Source organism: Psychrobacter sp. Pi2-51 (assembly GCF_904846665.1).
GTDB lineage: Bacteria > Pseudomonadota > Gammaproteobacteria > Pseudomonadales > Moraxellaceae > Psychrobacter > Psychrobacter glaciei.
The window spans coordinates 46,981-64,646 of record NZ_CAJHBP010000006.1 but is presented as its reverse complement, the minus strand read 5'-3'; the positions used below and the strand labels follow the sequence as shown (position 1 = coordinate 64,646).

Genomic DNA, 17,666 nt, shown 5'->3' with positions numbered 1-17,666 from the left:
AAAAACTACCTGTATGCCATACCCTGCATATCATTACGTTTTACTATACTAAGCGTTTGCTCACTAAGCAAGGCGTATTTTGTGCGCTTACCAGATGGTTACTAAGGGACATATCAGTGCTGCAACTCTGATACTTTTTAACAAACCTAGTAACAGTGGTTAAGATATTGTTATCGCAAAGTATTTTATGAGTCTTCAGAAGTTGGCTAAAGGCTCAGATAATAAGCAGCTGAAAAACTTTGTAAAAGTTGCATGCCGTAAATAAAAAATGCTCATAAACGAAAACAGGTTATACCAACATCTTGGTATAACCTGTCATTAAAACGTATTATGCTAAACAAAACGTATTATGTTTGATGCTTACTACGCTTCAAACTCACTATTTATCAGTTAAGAGATTTTGCTTCTTGTTTGCGATAATTGAGTGAGGCCACAAACGCCCAACCAATAAAGGCAATACCGATAAGACCAGTGATAATTTCTGGTACATGAAACTTCACCGATAACAGCATGATAATGGCTAAAGCACCGATGGCGTAATGCGCACCATGCTCAAGATAGACAAACTCATCAAGCGTGCCTTTATCGACTAAGAAAATCGTCATCGAACGCACGAACATTGCACCGATTGCAAGACCGAGCATAATAACAATAACGTCATTGGTAATTGCAAATGCGCCAATCACGCCATCGAAACTGAAAGAGGCATCAAGAACTTCTAAGTACAAGAAGCCAATAATACCGCCTTTCATAATCGCGCTGGTCGCCGCAGCGCCCGAGCCATTTTCTCCGTTTTCTAGATCTTCTTCCAGATCACCTTCAAGCATACCAGAGACTACCTGTACGCCAAGGTAAACTAAGATACCCCAAACACCCGCAATCAAAACGGCAGAAGCTTGTTCAGCGGTGGCCCAAGATACTGAAATCATCAAGACAATAAGCGCAACGAAGACGCTCATGGCATCCACTTTGCCTAGCTTCGCAAGACGGCTCTCAAGCCAGTCAAACCAATGCACTTCTTTTTCATCGAATATAAAGTTTAAGAAGACCAGTAGTAAGAAAATACCACCAAATGCTGAAATTTCAGCATGATGTGCCATTAGTCTTGCTGAGTATTCTTTAGGATCGTTCAATGCCAAATCTATAACTTGCATCATACCAAGGTCAGCGGTAACCGCGACGATGACAATGGGGAACACCAAGCGCATACCAAATACGGCGATTAAAATACCAACCGTTAAAAATATCTTTTTCCAAAATTCGTCCCAGCCCTTTAGGACTGAGGCATTGACCACTGCGTTATCAAAAGACAACGAGATTTCCATAACGGCCAAAATAGCAGTAATCGAGAGAGTGGAAATCATACCACCCATACCGCCATGTGAATATCCCCACCATGCCGCGACCGCTAAGGCAATGGCCGTGAAGATAAAGTCTAAATAAAAATGTCTCATGACACATCCTGTCTAGTTGCGTAAAGCTAAGGTTGTCTATTATAGACACAGCACAAAAAAGCGGTTATCGCTAACCACTTTTTTATGCATAATTCTAAACGAAACATAAAGCATTATTGGTCGTTTAGCTATCAATAATTGTGGCTATTTTGCAACTAAAAGTACGTTATTCATTAGCTTATTCAGAACTCTACAAAGCTACTTAGCATAGCTAACTAATAAAGGTGCTTTGAACGCTAGTTTTAGCAGTGCTTATCACCCCAATTGTGATAATGATATCATCTAAACACGGGTTTAGATATCAACGCCGTATTGCTGACACATGGCTTGCAAGCCGCCAGAATAGCCCTGACCAACGGCGCGGAATTTCCATTCGCCGTTATGACGATAGACTTCACCAAATACCATTGCGGTCTCAACAGAGTAGTCTTCTGCCAAATCAAAACGTACTACTTCGGTGCCAGTATCTTCATTGACGACACGGATGAAAGCGTTGGCTACTTGCCCAAAGTTTTGGCTGCGAGCTGCCGCATCGTGAATGGTGACAGTGACGACGATTTTATCGACATCGGCAGGTACTTGGGTTAGGTTTACTTTGACGACTTCATCATCACCGTCACCTTCGCCAGTACGGTTGTCACCAGTATGCTCAACTGCGCCATTGTCAGATTTGAGCTGATTATAGAAGATAAAGTCATGATCGCCGCGTACTTTGCCAGCGGTGTTTAATAAAAATACGCTGGCATCAAGGTCAAACTCAGCACCAGAAGTAGCACGCTCATCCCAGCCAAGACCTATAAGTAGCTTGGTTAAATTTGGATCAGTTTTGGTTAGCGATAAATTACCGCCTTTATTAAGTGATAATGCCATGAGATTGTCCCTGTTGTTAGCGTAAAAATTTTTGGTATGAAATAATGAAAATAAAAGCGATGTTGAACCAAAATTGGTGCAAGACCATCGCTTGATAACGCTCTATCATAACAACAAAAAATGACCCAATCAAAGCCGATTGGGTCATTATTGTGTTTCATCATCGTTGAGCAAAAAAACCAAATTTTGAGTAGCTAGACTGCTGCAATGAATTTCTCTATTTGTCTAGTACTCTTGTATCGATAAGCGCTTGATTACAGGCTTTGACGGTGACGAATCTCAAAACTTTGATGAATGGGTTTTTTGATATTAAAATCGAAGCCAATGGTTTTTTGGGTGATATCAACGATGTCATAGCGCTCGATTAATTGCTCATCGAGCTCAAAGCGCGTAAAGTTATTAGAAAAATACAACACACCATCAGCGGTCAAGCGGTTCATCGCGCGATTAATAATAGCGGCATGATCTCGCTGCACATCAAAAGTACCTTGGAACTTTTTCGAGTTTGAAAAGGTCGGTGGATCGATAAAGATAATATCGAATTGCTCGGTATTTTCCTTAATCCATTCAAAAATATCGGCAGCAACGAATTGATATTTATTGCGGCTGACGTCCAAACCATTGAGCACAAAGTTTTGCTTGCCCCAATCGAGATAGTTCTGTGACAAGTCAACGCTGGTGACTTTTTTCGCGCCAGCCAATGCCGCATGTACACTTGCGGTACAGGTATAAGCAAATAAATTCAATACTGATTTATTACGACTGTTGTCTTTAATCCGAGCGCGCATATTACGATGGTCAATAAACAAACCGGTATCGAGATAGTCGGTAAAGTTGACGTAGAAATACGCGCCATCTTCGCGAGCAACATGAAACTTGCCACGCTTTTCTGTGGTGTTCTGCTTACTATACTGATCATTACCAGACTGGCGTGCCCGAGTTTTGATAAAGATTTGTTCGCGATTAATATCAAACACTTCACGAATACCCATCAAAGCTAGATTAAAGCGCTTCTTCGCGGTCTCGGGTGGAATGGTCTTTGGTGGTGCATATTCTTGCACGTGCGCATAGTCACCGTATAAGTCGATAGCCACCTTAAAGTCAGGCAGGTCAGCGTCGTAGACACGGATATTACTGACATTGTCTTTTTTAGCCAGTTTCTTGAGTTTAGCAAGATTTTTTTGCAAGCGATTGATAAAGTCTTGACCGTCTTCTACTTCAATATCACGTTTCTCAAAGCGGCTCACAAGATTACCTGTTTGCCCTGCAATCAACTTGCCATAGCGGAAATAAACGGTAATAGCACCATTATGACAGCGTAAGGTTTTTGGCTCTTTAATCGGTAAGATATCGACTTGCTCGACATGAGAGGCCAGGATACCAAGCATCGGATCGACACCACTACCAGCAAAGCTGTCTTGCAATATAAGCCCAATCGCTTGATACAAAGGCTTAATCATCTCTTCATCACCCAAACGCTCGCCATAAGGTGGGTTGGTGATAATTAGAGGATTGCTCAATCGACCATCATCGACCAACGGCTTTAGCACGCTGCTTAGCTGGTCAAGGGCGCGGGTTTCAATGTCGAGTAGCGGTAGCAAGTCTTGTAAACCAGCGGCAATCAGGTTCTTTTCTGTGGCGATAATCGCGCCACTATCGGCATCAAAACCCAAAATGAGCGGTAGGGTATCTGGCTGCTCGTTAGCGATTGCTAAGCCTTCACGGAAACGTGTCTGGGCGTCATCAATCATCTGCTGCCATAGCGTCTCGTCATGATGCTGCCATTGGTAAAAACCAAATTGATTGGCAGCTTTGTCGATACCCACCGCATAATCACAATGCATGAGTAGCGCTTCAATGATAAAGGTGCCAGAGCCACACATTGGATCGACTAAGGCATTATAGAAAGGTGCGTCGCCAGCATCATTTTTTTTATGCCAGCCTGCGCTATAAAGCAAAGCTGCTGCTAAGTTTTCTTTTAATGGTGCTTCGGTCATCGCCACGCGGTAGCCACGGCGATGCAAACTGGTGCCTGATAAATCTAAATACAGTTCGGCTTGCTTATCATTGACCGTCGCAAAAATAGCAAAATCTGGATGTTTGCTATCGACGTTAGGGCGACTGTCATAAACCTCATTAAACGTATCAGCAATGGCATCTTTGATACGTAGCATCGCAAACTGTTGACTGACGGCGACGCGTTTATCGACGGAAAGACGGATGGCAAAGGTTTGCTCTAGGTTAAATTGCTCCGTCCAATTGACCGATTTTGCCAAACCATAAAGCTGCTCAGCCACATCATACTCAGCATTAATGTTTCTGCGTTTGATTAACATCAATACCCGTGACGCTACCCGCGACCATAGGCAAATAGTATATAGGTCACGCAACGTACCCGTAACGGTCAGACGGCCCGTACTTTTGATATCGCTTGCAATACCAAAACTCGTCAGCTCAGTCTGTAGTGGTGCCTCAAGCCCATCGGCACAAGTGATAATCAGCTCAAGTGACAACTCTGCTGAGATCGCTGGTGAAAGTGCTTCTGACAACGCTGGTGAAGATGCGGCGGCAAGGGCTGGCGCGGTTGTTTCGGTCATACGGATACCTGTGGGCTAAATTGATAAGTAATGATAAATAAGGCACATCATAAGATAAGATGTTTAACCGTCAATTTTACCATAATTACGCTATGGATGGTTTAAGTGGCTTTGATTAAAAGACGGCGTTTAAAATTTTGGCGTTAAGGTGTTATTAAAACTACTGCTATCTATAGTGAGTGAAAACTATAGTGAGTGAAAAATAGTACAGATACACCACGCAATGCTGATATCCATTTTTCTTACTTGCTGTGCCTGCGCAGATAGAGGCTACAAAAAATTAATATCAGCAATACCGTCACATTTTTAGGATATTTTGGCTATAGCGTCAGATTAAAAAAATGGCGCATTATTGGTTTTTAATCTAGGGCGTGTGCTCATTTTAGTATGGTAATACAAATGAGATAAATTGCAGTCAAATGAGGAAAATAACACCGCTCAGTGATAGAGGTTCTTGTAAAAAACATAAAAAAACTGCGTAGCCCTTATGTTCAAGGACTATGCAGTTTGGCAGTTCGACAGTATTTGAGCCTCAGTATTCGAGCCTCAGTACTTAAGAATTTATCGACGCCTGATAATACCAGTCAAAAGTCAATGTACTTAAGCATTGTGATTAAGCATTACTTTTCAAATAATCTAACATGGTGTCTGCATCTGATACTTCAAATGGGTCTATTGGACAGTTGTCGCCAAAATCAGGTTCCTTAAACACTTTTTTGATGGCTTTGTTGTCGACAAGCATCGAATAACGCCATGAGCGCATACCAAAGCCAAGATTACTCTTATCAACCAGCATGCCCATTTTACGAGTGAACTCACCATTGCCATCAGGCAGCAAAAAAACGTTTTCACGGTTTTGCTTTAGGCCCCACTGATACATGACAAAGGCATCATTGACAGAAATACAAACGATTTCATCTACGCCTAACGCCTTAAACTCAGGGTAAAGCTCTTCATAACGAGGTAGATGGCTGGTCGAACACGTTGGCGTAAAGGCACCTGGTAGTGAGAACACAACCACTTTTTTATTGGCAAATAACTCATCTGTGGTGAGGTCATACCATGTAAATGGGTTATCTCCTCCAATAGATTCATCACGAACACGAGTTTTGAAAGTCACATCAGGGACATGGGTAATCATTATTTACTCCGATTTGGGTTATTGTCTTTTTGTTTTCAAAATGCTGCATTTATATGATAATAGTTATAGTAATCCATAAGCAAATCTTTAGGCTTATATTCAATATATAGTTAATACTAAATAAAATGGATAAGTTATTTAATAACGCGAAACTGTTATAAATTTTTCTGGCTTGCTGTGCCTATGCCGACAGAGGCTGCAAAAAATTCATCCCAGTCCCGCTGTATCTTTTTCATATTGGACTAACTATATAAGCTATCAAAATATATGAGCTTTTTTTAGACCTTACAAGCTACGCTAGCTACTTTGGCCATATCATAGAGGACCATGTTTGAAGTAGTCTCTGTCGCTTAAGATTTTTGAATTTACTTTTCCAGATTAGGGACACCCATTAATAAACGTTATTTATCATCCTTTGTCAGTGGTCGTTTTTCTGATACGACCTGCGTTGTGGTCGCAAAAGGTTTGGTGGCGATAGGATAATCAACATCTTTTGGCATCAGTAGGCGCATATGCGGGTAAGGGGTGGAGATATTGGCATCATCAAAGGCACGCTTGATATCCTCTTTTAGACCTTCCTTGATTTTGGGCATGCGCGCGACAGCGGCAGGCTTGACCCAAAAACGCACGATAAAAAACACTCCGTACTCACCAATTTCATCCACGGTGGCTGAGCTTTCAGGACGATTGAGCACCACTTCAGTATCAGCAAGGACTTGCAAAATTTCCTTGCGAGCAGTGTCGACATCATCTTCAAAAGCGATACGCACACGAATATCAAAGCGAATAAAGTTCTTGGAGGTTAAATTGGTCACTTCGGAGGAGGCAACGTTAGAGTTGGGAATAATGACGGTGATGTTGTCTCGAGTCAAAATATGAGTGGTGCGTAACGCAATGAGTACGACACGACCTTCATTGTCATTGATATGAATCCAGTCGCCAACCTGAAAAGATTGTTCGAGCAAAATGGTGATACCCGCAATGAAATTAGCAAGGGTTGATTGGGCAGCAAAACCGACTGCCAAGCCCACAATCCCTAAACCTGCGACCAATGAGACAATATCAAAACCAAATTGCGCCATGACGCTGGCAAGTCCGAGTACCAATAGCAGCACTGACAAGATGTTTTGAAGCAGCTGCTCTATAGAAGCATTGAGACCATAATGCTGTAGCACTCTGTGAATAATCTGTCCAGATGACGTCCAAAGTACATAATAAATACCCGCCCATGTACTGGCTTTTGCAGTGGCCTTGATAGTCTCTGGCTCAAAGTAAATTTGGCTCATAATGGCAATCAAGCTGGTAACTATCCAGATATAACGCAAAACGGAGCGGACGATTTTGGCACGGCGCTCATTCAGTCGAATGCGGGATTTGCTTTTTTTGACAATATAAATAGCCAACCAATAACAAAACCCCAATACCGCAAGCAGTATTAGGATTTTGATACCAGTGCTAACCAACTCTACTGCTTGCGATGTCCAATCGAATGACTCTTCGTCTATAGAGCCGCCCAAAGCGAGATAAAGGCTAGTATGCAGGTCACGAATAATCTCTTTAAAAAAGTCGGTAACACTGGCGATTGGCATTTTTTCGTCCATGCAGGGTGTGTTTGTACAAAGTTTTGTACACGAGATGCTTGGCTATAAACTACCTCAAGTCATCAAAGCAATCAAACATGACATGAGTGGTGATTGAGACTAAGCCCTCACTTCTTGGAAAGTGTGACTGAGGTATCCATTAAGAGTTATCTTTTTGTGTGTCTTGAGATTGGAAAGGTATCTCCATCTTATACTGGACATCACGTAGCGCGGTACGCAAACCTTCTAGTATCGTTGGATGATAGAAAGGAGTGTCGAGCATGGCTTTGATACTCAAGTCATTGGTAATCGCCATAGCGAGTATATGACCGATATACTCGGCATCAGGACCTACCATGCTAGCGCCTAAGATTCTATCGGTTTTTTTGCATCCATAGATATGCAATAGACCACAATTGACACCCATCACACGACTGCGACCTTGGTTATCAAAACTGACGCGACCAATGACATATTCCAACTCTGGATCTTGTTGTATTTCTGGTAGAGACATACCGACATTAACGATTTGGGGCGAACAAAACACGATAGAGAAGGGCACCGCTGGTGGACGGATGTAGGCGGCGTCTTTATTGTCACAGACCATATTACCTGCACTAAAACCTTCATCGCTGGCCACGTGTAGCAGTGGAATATTGGCGTTAGCATCGCCAACGATAAAGACATTCAAATCACCAATTTGACCAGTTTTCTTGCTCAGATCTTTTGGGCGGTTTTTTTCATCGAGTACAACGCCTAGGTTTTCAACGCCTAGCTCGTCAATATTGTTACGGCGACCTGTCGCGACCAGTACGTATTCCCCTTGCCACTGCTGTGTCTCACCTGCGCTGTCTTCATAGTCAATAAAAGCGAGTGAACCTTTCTTGCCTTCAGCCGTTTGTACACCGACATTGTTAATTTTACTACCTAAGTGCATCGTCAGCTCGCGGCTTAAGCAGTCGATGGCCTTATTGCTAATGTCTGGATCTTTCAGTCCAGCAACTTTTTTGACGCGATTAAATAATGTCACATTCACACCCAAACGATTAAATGCTTGGGCAAGCTCCAAGCCAATGGCACCTGCACCTACGACCGCCATAGATTTTGGTAAATCTGGCAGCTCAAAAACGGTATCAGAGGTCAGCAAGGTATCGCCAAGCTTGTCCGCCCAACCTTCTGGAATAAAAGGGGAGCTACCTGTGGCCACGATGATTTTTTCTGCTTTAATCACCTCATCATTGACCTCAATCAGACCTTGTTTATTGATATGAGCGTGACCCGCTATTTTTTTGTGATCAGGCCAGCTATCTACTTGCTCTTCGAGATAGCTTTCGAAATGACTGCGCTCATCGCGCACACGCTCCATAACTCGCTTGCCATCTATCTGGGCAGTCGCATGAATACCGAATTCAGCAGAATGGTTGGCATCATGTGCACGGTCAGCCGCTGCGATCAATAGTTTGCTAGGCATACAGCCTACAGTGACACAAGTCGTCGTCCAAAAGCCTTCGTTAATAATGACGACATCGTCTTTGATTTTACTGGCTTGGCGAAAGGCGTTTTGTCCTGCTGTACCTGCACCAATGATGGCAACAGAGACTTTACGGGTGACTTGATGGTTTGTGCTATCGACAGCGGTGTCGGACTGGTTTTTCATATTATTCTCAAGTAGTTATATTTTATAGGATGTGATTGACTGACAAGACGTTGGCTTTTAATCGTTTGTGCTCAGCGACTCAATAAACGCTATTTTATGACCAATAATTAGTGCCACTAATCATAATAAAAGTTATGGTGCCAATATCGTCAGTAAACGTTCAGTATAATCTTTGGCGCGTAGATTGCGCTGCGCATGCGTGAGATTGCCATCTTTATCGAATACGAAAGCTGAGCGTACCAGACCTAGCGTTACCTTACCGTACATGTTTTTTTCTTTTATGACCTCAAAGTACTGGCATAGTTTTTCGTCGCTATCACTGATAAGTGGAATCTGTAGATCATATTTCGCGATAAACTTTTCATGAGATTCGACACTATCACGGGAGACCCCGACAATATCATAGCCCAAATCATCAAACTCACTAAGACGCGCCGTGAACTCTGTCGCTTGTGTGGTGCAGCCTGGAGTGCTGTCTTTTGGATAAAAATAAAGGATCAGTCCTTTGTCGGTATGCGCAACCAAGTCTTTTAGGTCAATGTCATCATGAATAAAGTGACCATCGAGCTCACGCACCATCGTCACTGGAAAGTCGGGCAGGGCAATAGTTTCTGTGGTTGGTTTAGCCATGGTAAAGTCCTTAGTCATTTTAATGTTTGTTTAAATTATGGTGGTCTTATTATAGGCAGATTAGCAGAAATAAATACTCAGTTTTACACTTCACTTATTCATTGGCAACAAAAAAGACTGGTAATGACCAGTCTTTTTTGTGTTGAACCTTTTATCAATTACGCCGGTTTTTGTGGTTTCTTTAGATCTAAGCCGACGGTGCATTGCTGCAAGTCTTTTTGCATTTCCTTCACGTAAGATAGGCCTGATGGGTCTTTCTTGTCTTGGGCGTAGCTTTCAATTTCCCACATTTGACCGATCGTCATGTTGCTACGAACGCCAATGGTGCAATTGCACAGTTTGGTCGCGTTATTTTTATCAGCAACTTTATATTTGACGGCCCCGCTCACACAGGTATTAATATTGTCTTGCTCGATATCGGTAGCATTGGCCTGTGGTATGGCAAAAAGAGCCGCTAGGGCTAGGGGTAATACTGGCAAAAACTTCATAAACATCCTCTCAAGGGTAGCGTCAATTTTGTAGATTTTTACTCAAAAATTAAATTATTGAGGTAAATAAGGGTATTTCTCTATCGGTTGTCTATCTGATGACAGAGAGAATCGTCCATACCATAGCAAGTATCGCAATTAAAATACAACGGCGGCGTGCTGTGTTAATGCAAGCGAATGTTTCGCTAATGTTTAGTTATACTGTCTGTCGCTATGAGTACTTAAACTGTTAAGGTTGATAATGAGTAGGATCAGCGATACCTGCTTGGGCGAATCCTTGGCGGCGCAAGGTACAGCTATCGCAAACACCGCAGGCAAGACCATTTGCGTCGGCTTGATAGCAAGAAATCGTCTGACCATAATCGACACCTAATGACAGCCCAAGCTCGATGGTTTTTGCTTTTGACAGCTGCTGTAATGGCGTCTGAATGGATAAATGATGGCCTGTAACGCCCGCTTTTGTCGCCAAGTTTGCCATGTGCTCAAAAGCGGCAATGTATTCAGGACGACAATCTGGATAACCTGAATAGTCGACTGAGCTGACGCCAATAACGATATGGTTGGCGTCGGTCACTTCAGCGACGGCTAAGGCATAAGATAAGAATATGGTATTACGAGCTGGTACATAGGTGTTTGGAATGGCATCGTTATCAATCTCATCACGGTTTTTATTAGGGAACTTCTCTGCATCCCCATCAGGAACCATCATACTGTGATCCGTCAATGATGAGCCACCAAGCTGAGCGATATCAATATCGATAATGCGATGGTTGACCGCTGCCGTTTCGGCGATAGTCTTGGCTGCGACAAGCTCACTATTATGGCGTTGACCATAGTTGAAGCTGACCGCAGTCACCGACGCATAACGTGCCTTGGCCCAATACAAACAAGTCACCGAATCAAGCCCGCCCGACAGTAGCACAACGGCATTTTGGCTTTTATGCAGAGCATTCAAGTCAGTATCGGAGGCTTGATTATTGGAGGTGCTTTGCGAAGTAACGTTAGTCATAATGGTATCTATTATTGGTTTACGAAAAACGGTTATTTTAGCAAAAATACGGCTATTACATAACCATGCAGCCGTTATTTAATGTCCTCTTTTCAATCTATTAGCAAATTTTGTTATAATTGCTGCTTTTAAAGCATCAGTGTTAACGCTTGCCCATCATGTATGACAGCACTGTGATAGCAGTTTGCTGTATAGCAAAATCACCCTTGTAAAGATATTGAGTAACTTATGACTGCAGCGACCTTGTTTACACCAAAAATTACGCCAGAGTTTGATGAGACGTCTGCTGATGCAGGTAGGGCAGACTATACTTTAGAGACTGATAGTATGGAAGATGATGATGCCGCTGAGGATGAGTTGATGGCGGAGCAGTTGTCACCTACTCAATCAGAACAGTTTCGCAAGCTACAGAAGAAACTGCGTAGACAAGTATCTTGGGCGATTCGTGATTTTAATATGATCGAAGAGGGTGACGTGGTGATGGTCTGTGTTTCAGGGGGCAAAGACAGCTATACCTTATTGGATATTTTATTGCTGCTAAAACGTATTGCACCGATTAATTTTGATATCGTCGCGGTTAATTTAGATCAAAAGCAGCCAGGTTATCCTGAGGATATTTTGCCAGCGTATCTAAACGAGCAGGGCATTGCCCACTATATTTTAGAAAAGGACACTTATAGTATTGTCAAAAGCGTGGTGCCAGAAGGTAAGACCTATTGTTCGGCATGTTCGCGTTTGCGTCGTGGCTCGTTATATGGTTTTGCCAAACAAATTGGCGCGACTAAAATTGCTCTTGGTCATCACCGTGATGACATGCTCGCGACTTTCTTTCTAAACTTGTTCCATGGTGGCACGCTAAAATCCATGCCACCGAAACTGCTCAGCGATGACAAGCAAAACATGCTCATTCGTCCATTGGCATACGTTGAAGAAAAAGACATCATTGAATATGCACGCCTCAAAGCGTTTCCGATTATCCCGTGCAATTTATGTGGTAGCCAAACCAATCTACAACGAGCCATTATTAATGACATGCTACGCGAATGGGATAATGCTCATCCGCAGCGTTTGGCCTCTATCTTTAAGGCCATGCAAAACGTGGCACCGTCGCAATTAGCAGACCGTGAATTGTTTGATTTTGAAGGGTTAAGTCTTGATCGTGATGACAATGAACGCCTATTCGAAGGGGATAATATTCAGGCAGGGCAGACCAATAGCTTGGCTGAAATTGGCTTGCCAATAGCGCCACAAACGCAAACTTTTAATCCAAAGTTTGCCAGTAAGCAACAGTCAGATAAAACGATAGAAAGCAGTCGGCCCACACAGAAGATTCCAACAATTAATCCTGTTATCTAGGGCGTGTCCTCAATTCAATCGATGAATATCCAAATGGGCTAAAAATGGTTAAATTTTGCTGATATTAATTTTTTGTCGCCTCTGTCTGCGCAGGCAAAGCAAGCAAGAAAAATGGATATCAGCAGTGCGTGATGGTTCGATATCACTTTTCACTCACTATAGCCAAATAATAGCCAAAAAAAACCAGCTTATTAATGGCTGGTTTTTTTTGGCTTAATGAATTGATTATTCGCTGAATCTACGAAGTCTATATTTATATAAGTTAACTTTCAGAAAATACTGGTAGCGGGTCAAAACTAACCTTTGAACGTGGCAATTTTGCCACATCTTGCATACGCCAATCATCTTTGCCTTCATTGCTCACTTGCAAATAGTACTTGGCTTTTACAGGGTCAATATCTACCTTAGCGCTATATTTATTACCTTCTTGATGCTGTAGCACCACATCACGATCTTTTTTGATGTCAGTCGCATGGGAGATTGATAAATCTAATTTATCAGGATAAGTAAGCGGTGTGCCATTAAGTAATTTGCCCGATTGTAAGCTTTGCTCAGGATAATTCAAATAAAACACAATATTACCGTCATCGGCAAACTGCATCTCGCCATGCAGGTCTAAGTCATAAGTCAGCTTGTCACGGGACACATCATGATAAAGCGTCTTGCCATCCATATACCAATCGTCACGAACCACACTGTCACGGATCTGATAGGAGTAATAAACAAACCAGAGGCAAGCAATCACCACAAAGGCTGGCATGCCAATCACAAAGATAACCACCATATAGTTTTTATACCATGGCTGGCTATCTTGGTGCTTAAAATTTGGTGCTGGAGTAGACATAAAATACCTATTAATCAAATAGCTGTTTATAGATATCCAGTTATCGGATATCTATATAGTGGTATCGACGGATAAATTGACGGCTAACGGCTGTCAGTTTAATGATAATTTATAACCCGCTCGTCAATGACTAACGGGTGAAATATATGAGTCTACACTTGCCACACGCAAGCGTCTACTGACCTTGGGTGGTAAAGACGTTTTGCTTACTGACCATGTACTGACCATCATTGCTGTTCACATTTAGGGTAACAAGTGTTTGACCAGATTCAATGACATCAGGATCACCATAAATACTGACGGGCATATCAAAGCTTTCACCCGCTTCTAATGGTACATCATTAAAACGCAATTCCAAACTCAGACCTTCTTGCGGGGCAAGGGTTATCTTATAGGTATGCGGTTCTTGGGTTTTATTGGTTAGCTTGACGATATAGCTGTTTTCAATCATGCCTTGAGTATTGATCGATGACAACTGATTACGATCACGGCGAATATCAATCTCTAAGGGGACACGATCGGTCAAGGCATAAACGACACCACCGCAAAGCACGGTTAGTAGCGCTAAATAGGCAAAAAACCGTGGGCGAAATACTCGGCTTTTCTCTTTTTCTGCCAGTTGCCGTTCTGTCGTATAGCGAATCAAGCCACGGGGATAACCCACTTTATCCATGACTTCATTACAGGCATCGACGCACGCGGCACATTGAATACAGGCCACTTGTAAACCATCACGAATATCGATACCAGTAGGGCATACTTGCACACACATCTGACATTCGATACAGTCGCCTAAATGTTCCGGATTGGTCCCTTTTTTGCGCGCGCCTCGTGGCTCACCGCGCTCATAATCATAGGAGACAATCAGCGTATCTTTATCAAACATAACGCTTTGGAAGCGCCCGTAAGGACAGATCTGAACACACATCTGCTCACGCATGTAGCCAGCATTCACATAGGTAGAAAAAGCAAAGATAAAGACAGATACCCAAATCCACGTAGGCCAATCGGGGAAGGGAATAACGCCTATCATCTGCCAACTATGATATAAGCTATCAGTACCGGAGACATAGCTGACGAATGTAGTCGCCGTAATCATTGAAAAAACAAACCAAATAAAATATACCAAACCACGTTTAAAGGCTTTTTTTGCACTCATCGGTTCTTTATCGAACTTCATGCGCTTATTACGGTCACCAATCACCCATTTTTCAACATACTGATATAGATGCGTCCAGATCGTTTGGGGACACGCATAGCCGCACCATACCCGACCAGCGTATACCGTTACCATAAATAAGGTAAAAGCGGCAATCAACGCAAAGGCGGCAATGAAATAAAAATCCTGAGTCAAAAAAGTCATGCCAAAAATATAGTAATGCTGCGAGGGCACATCAAACCATATTGCCTGCCTATCATTATAACGCAGCCATGGCAGTAACAAAAACAGCGCCAAAAACGCATACATACTAACGACGCGGATATTTTGATAAAAACCTGTGATAAATCGAGGATGAATACGATGCTTGGTGGCATCAAGATCAATCTGCTGTACAGGGATTTTATTGGGTTGTGGTGCTGACATAAACGTGCCTCTTTAAAAAAAGAATCAGTCTGCTGGCATGATGAACAAACACCTATAATAAAAAGATGTCGGGATGTGCGATGTTATCAATGTCAGTAAGTAGCTGAGTAGGATAATCACTGTAAAAAACAGCGAACCCTGCTACCAAATGAGCGATTGTAAATAGCTAATTACGATTGAACCATTCATACTAAAAATGGCGATCGATTCGTGGTTTTCAAATCGTGCTATTTTAGCATTATCCCTACTATAAATGGGGTAATAATGCTCAAAAACAATCATTGTATCCAAATTATATTGACCGACTAGTTGTCGTCGATTCGCCTGCACAGCTGGCTTTGCAGAGTAAATAAGTATCATGACAAAGACATGAAAGCGCTTAAACTAAAATTTTCAGCCAAATTGCCAAACAAAAGGGAGAACTGCAATAACAGTTCTCCCTTTTTTCGATCTTATCCATTTATCCTATAACGACTGACTAAAGTAGTCTTAGTTAACGGTAGCTGCTGCCGGTGCTGCTGCTTTTGGCGCAGTAGCAGTAACAGGTAGGGCTTGAGTGGCCTTAGCTGGCTTGTCTGACAAAGAGTAAATATAAGCAGCAAGTAGCATAATACGCTCATTACCTAGCTTCGTTTCCCACTGCGGCATCACACCTGCGCGTCCGTAACGTAAAGTATTACGTACCGTTTCACGCTCGCCGCCATATAACCAAATGGTATCAGTTAAGTTTGGCGCACCCGCTGAAATCATACCTTTGCCATCTTTATCATGGCATAACGCACAATTTTGTTGGAAGATAGCTGAACCTTGAGCAACCAATGTCTGATCAAGTTTGCCGTTGCTTTTGCTACCGTTATTCGACGACAACGATAATACATATTCTGATGCTGCACGCACACCGTCTTCACCGATCTGATCGCGCCATGCTGGCATACCACCAACGCGGCCGTTGTGTAGCGTGGTCAAAATATTTTGTGCTTCGCCGCCATATAACCAATCATTATCAGTTAGGTTAGGGTAGCCTGTTGCACCTTTCGCATTCGAGCCATGACATACCGAACAGTTCTGTAAGAACAAACGGCTACCGACTTTTAGGGCGTTCGGATTTTCAGACAGCTTTTCAATATAAGGGGCAAGCTCAGCAATTTTTCCATCAATTTGTGTTTGCAAATCTGCAGGTGGTGTCTCACTACGACGCATGGTTGCTTGCAACTCATTAAGTGTGCCCAATGTCGCAGTCGCGCCCGCTGCATCTGCTTTTACCAAGATGCTTTGCTCAAAATTATCGGTAAAGATTTTATTATTGCTTTCAAGCTCACTGAATAGCTCGTTCTTAGAGGTCCATGGTACGGTTTCGCCATCGACTTCTACGGTGGCGATGCCTTCCCAGTGTGCTGGGAACATTGCTGGGAAAAATACCCAGTAAGCGACACCCCAAACGATTGATCCAAAAAATATCACCAACCACCATTTAGGGAGTGGTTTGTCGTATTCTCGGATACCATCATATTCATGACCAGTGGTACCGTCTTCCTCGACGTCTGGCTTGTATTTTAATACAAACAGTAGAACGCCAAGAATGAAAAGCCAGCAGCCGAAACTGAATAGCGTGATCCAAGAACTCCAAAAAAATGTCATCGTTTATCCTTATTGCGCTGCTCTTCAGACAGAGATTTTATATCCTCGTCATCAAGCGCAAGTTGTGCATCTTCTTCGAAGCGTTTTTTGTTTTTTGGCGAATACGCCCACCATGCAACGCCTACGAAGGCAACAAAGGCAGAGACGGTCGCAATTGTTTGTAATTCACCAATACCCATTAGCGCTGTCCTTCCATTGCGGTGCCTAACTGCTGAAGGTAGGCGACTAAAGCATCAAGCTCAGTGGCACCAAGCACAGCATCAGGAGCACCTTCAATATCTTCTTCAGTGTAAGGTACGCCAAAACGATCGCGGAATAGACGCATCTTCGTTTGTACGTTCGTACCGTTGACTTCGTTGGTCGCAAGCCAAGGGAAACCTGGCATCACTGACTCAGGTACTAGTGACCGTGGCGCAATGAGATGTTGCTTTTGCCAATCTTCCGAATAGCGTCCACCAACACGTGCTAGGTCAGGCCCTGTACGTTTTGAACCCCATAAGAATGGATGATCCCATGTTGATTCAGCGGCACGTGAATACGGTCCATAACGTTCAACTTCAGCACGCAGTGGGCGAACCATCTGCGTGTGACAGACGTGACAACCTTCACGAATATAAATATCACGACCTTCAAATTCAAGCGCAGTCCATGGCTCCATAGAAGGTAGTGGGGCGTTCACGCCACCTTCTTCTGGACCCTTGTTATCATAAATCAGCGGTACGATTTCAACTAACGTTGCAAAACTAATCGCAATAACGATACCGATGACCAACAAGCCTGTATTTTTTTCAATAATTTCATGCGGTGTACCAGCCAT

General features: G+C 42.9%; 15 protein-coding genes. 1 reads left to right on the top strand and 14 read right to left on the bottom strand.

The features are described from left to right. Positions 1–386: 386 nt before the first annotated feature. From JMY08_RS04750 to queC, 9 genes are all read right to left on the bottom strand, one after another. A complete protein-coding gene (locus JMY08_RS04750; protein ID WP_189584496.1) occupies positions 387–1,454 on the bottom strand; it encodes a DUF475 domain-containing protein in 1,068 nt (355 codons plus the stop codon). A gap of 294 nt (positions 1,455–1,748) precedes the next feature. After that, positions 1,749–2,324, bottom strand: coding sequence for a TerD family protein (locus tag JMY08_RS04745; RefSeq protein ID WP_189584499.1), 576 nt, complete (start codon positions 2,322–2,324; stop codon positions 1,749–1,751). Positions 2,325–2,578: 254 nt separating this feature from the next. Further along, on the bottom strand, positions 2,579–4,921 hold the full coding sequence (gene rlmKL / locus JMY08_RS04740; protein ID WP_201591512.1) for a bifunctional 23S rRNA (guanine(2069)-N(7))-methyltransferase RlmK/23S rRNA (guanine(2445)-N(2))-methyltransferase RlmL: 2,343 nt from the start codon (positions 4,919–4,921) through the stop codon (positions 2,579–2,581). Between the two features lie 613 nt (positions 4,922–5,534). After that, a complete protein-coding gene (locus JMY08_RS04735) occupies positions 5,535–6,062 on the bottom strand; it encodes a peroxiredoxin (protein ID WP_201591496.1) in 528 nt (175 codons plus the stop codon). 401 nt (positions 6,063–6,463) lie between these two features. Beyond that, entirely contained in the window at positions 6,464–7,651 is a 1,188-nt protein-coding gene (locus JMY08_RS04730) for a mechanosensitive ion channel family protein (protein ID WP_227679595.1), read from the bottom strand. Between the two features lie 151 nt (positions 7,652–7,802). After that, complete coding sequence (locus JMY08_RS04725) at positions 7,803–9,299, bottom strand: dihydrolipoyl dehydrogenase (protein ID WP_201591490.1); 1,497 nt, start codon at positions 9,297–9,299, stop codon at positions 7,803–7,805. A gap of 132 nt (positions 9,300–9,431) precedes the next feature. Beyond that, positions 9,432–9,929, bottom strand: coding sequence for a peroxiredoxin (locus JMY08_RS04720; protein ID WP_010199592.1), 498 nt, complete (start codon positions 9,927–9,929; stop codon positions 9,432–9,434). Positions 9,930–10,087: 158 nt separating this feature from the next. Further along, positions 10,088–10,417 carry a hypothetical protein gene (locus JMY08_RS04715; protein ID WP_189584517.1) on the bottom strand — a complete coding sequence of 110 codons (330 nt, stop codon included), beginning with the start codon at positions 10,415–10,417 and terminating at the stop codon, positions 10,088–10,090. Positions 10,418–10,646: 229 nt separating this feature from the next. Beyond that, complete coding sequence (queC, locus tag JMY08_RS04710; protein ID WP_227679594.1) at positions 10,647–11,426, bottom strand: 7-cyano-7-deazaguanine synthase QueC; 780 nt, start codon at positions 11,424–11,426, stop codon at positions 10,647–10,649. Between the two features lie 228 nt (positions 11,427–11,654). Between queC and ttcA the strand changes: the two genes are divergently transcribed. Further along, the gene (ttcA, locus tag JMY08_RS04705) at positions 11,655–12,782 is read left to right on the top strand and encodes a tRNA 2-thiocytidine(32) synthetase TtcA (RefSeq protein WP_201591487.1); all 1,128 of its coding nucleotides are present in this window, start codon (positions 11,655–11,657) and stop codon (positions 12,780–12,782) included. A 262-nt stretch (positions 12,783–13,044) separates the two neighbouring features. Here the strand turns inward: ttcA and JMY08_RS04700 are convergent, their stop codons facing one another. From JMY08_RS04700 to ccoO, 5 genes are all read right to left on the bottom strand, one after another. After that, entirely contained in the window at positions 13,045–13,626 is a 582-nt protein-coding gene (locus tag JMY08_RS04700) for a FixH family protein (protein ID WP_201591484.1), read from the bottom strand. Between the two features lie 175 nt (positions 13,627–13,801). Continuing rightward, a complete protein-coding gene (gene ccoG / locus JMY08_RS04695) occupies positions 13,802–15,211 on the bottom strand; it encodes a cytochrome c oxidase accessory protein CcoG (protein WP_194620049.1) in 1,410 nt (469 codons plus the stop codon). 489 nt (positions 15,212–15,700) lie between these two features. Further along, the gene (ccoP, locus tag JMY08_RS04690; protein WP_010199602.1) at positions 15,701–16,849 is read right to left on the bottom strand and encodes a cytochrome-c oxidase, cbb3-type subunit III; all 1,149 of its coding nucleotides are present in this window, start codon (positions 16,847–16,849) and stop codon (positions 15,701–15,703) included. After that, a complete protein-coding gene (locus JMY08_RS04685; RefSeq protein ID WP_010199605.1) occupies positions 16,846–17,028 on the bottom strand; it encodes a CcoQ/FixQ family Cbb3-type cytochrome c oxidase assembly chaperone in 183 nt (60 codons plus the stop codon). The genes ccoP and JMY08_RS04685 overlap by 4 nt, the downstream gene beginning before the upstream one ends. Further along, positions 17,028–17,666, bottom strand: a complete 639-nt coding sequence (ccoO, locus tag JMY08_RS04680) for a cytochrome-c oxidase, cbb3-type subunit II (RefSeq protein WP_201591481.1) — start codon at positions 17,664–17,666, stop codon at positions 17,028–17,030. Before ccoO ends, JMY08_RS04685 begins: the two co-directional genes overlap by 1 nt.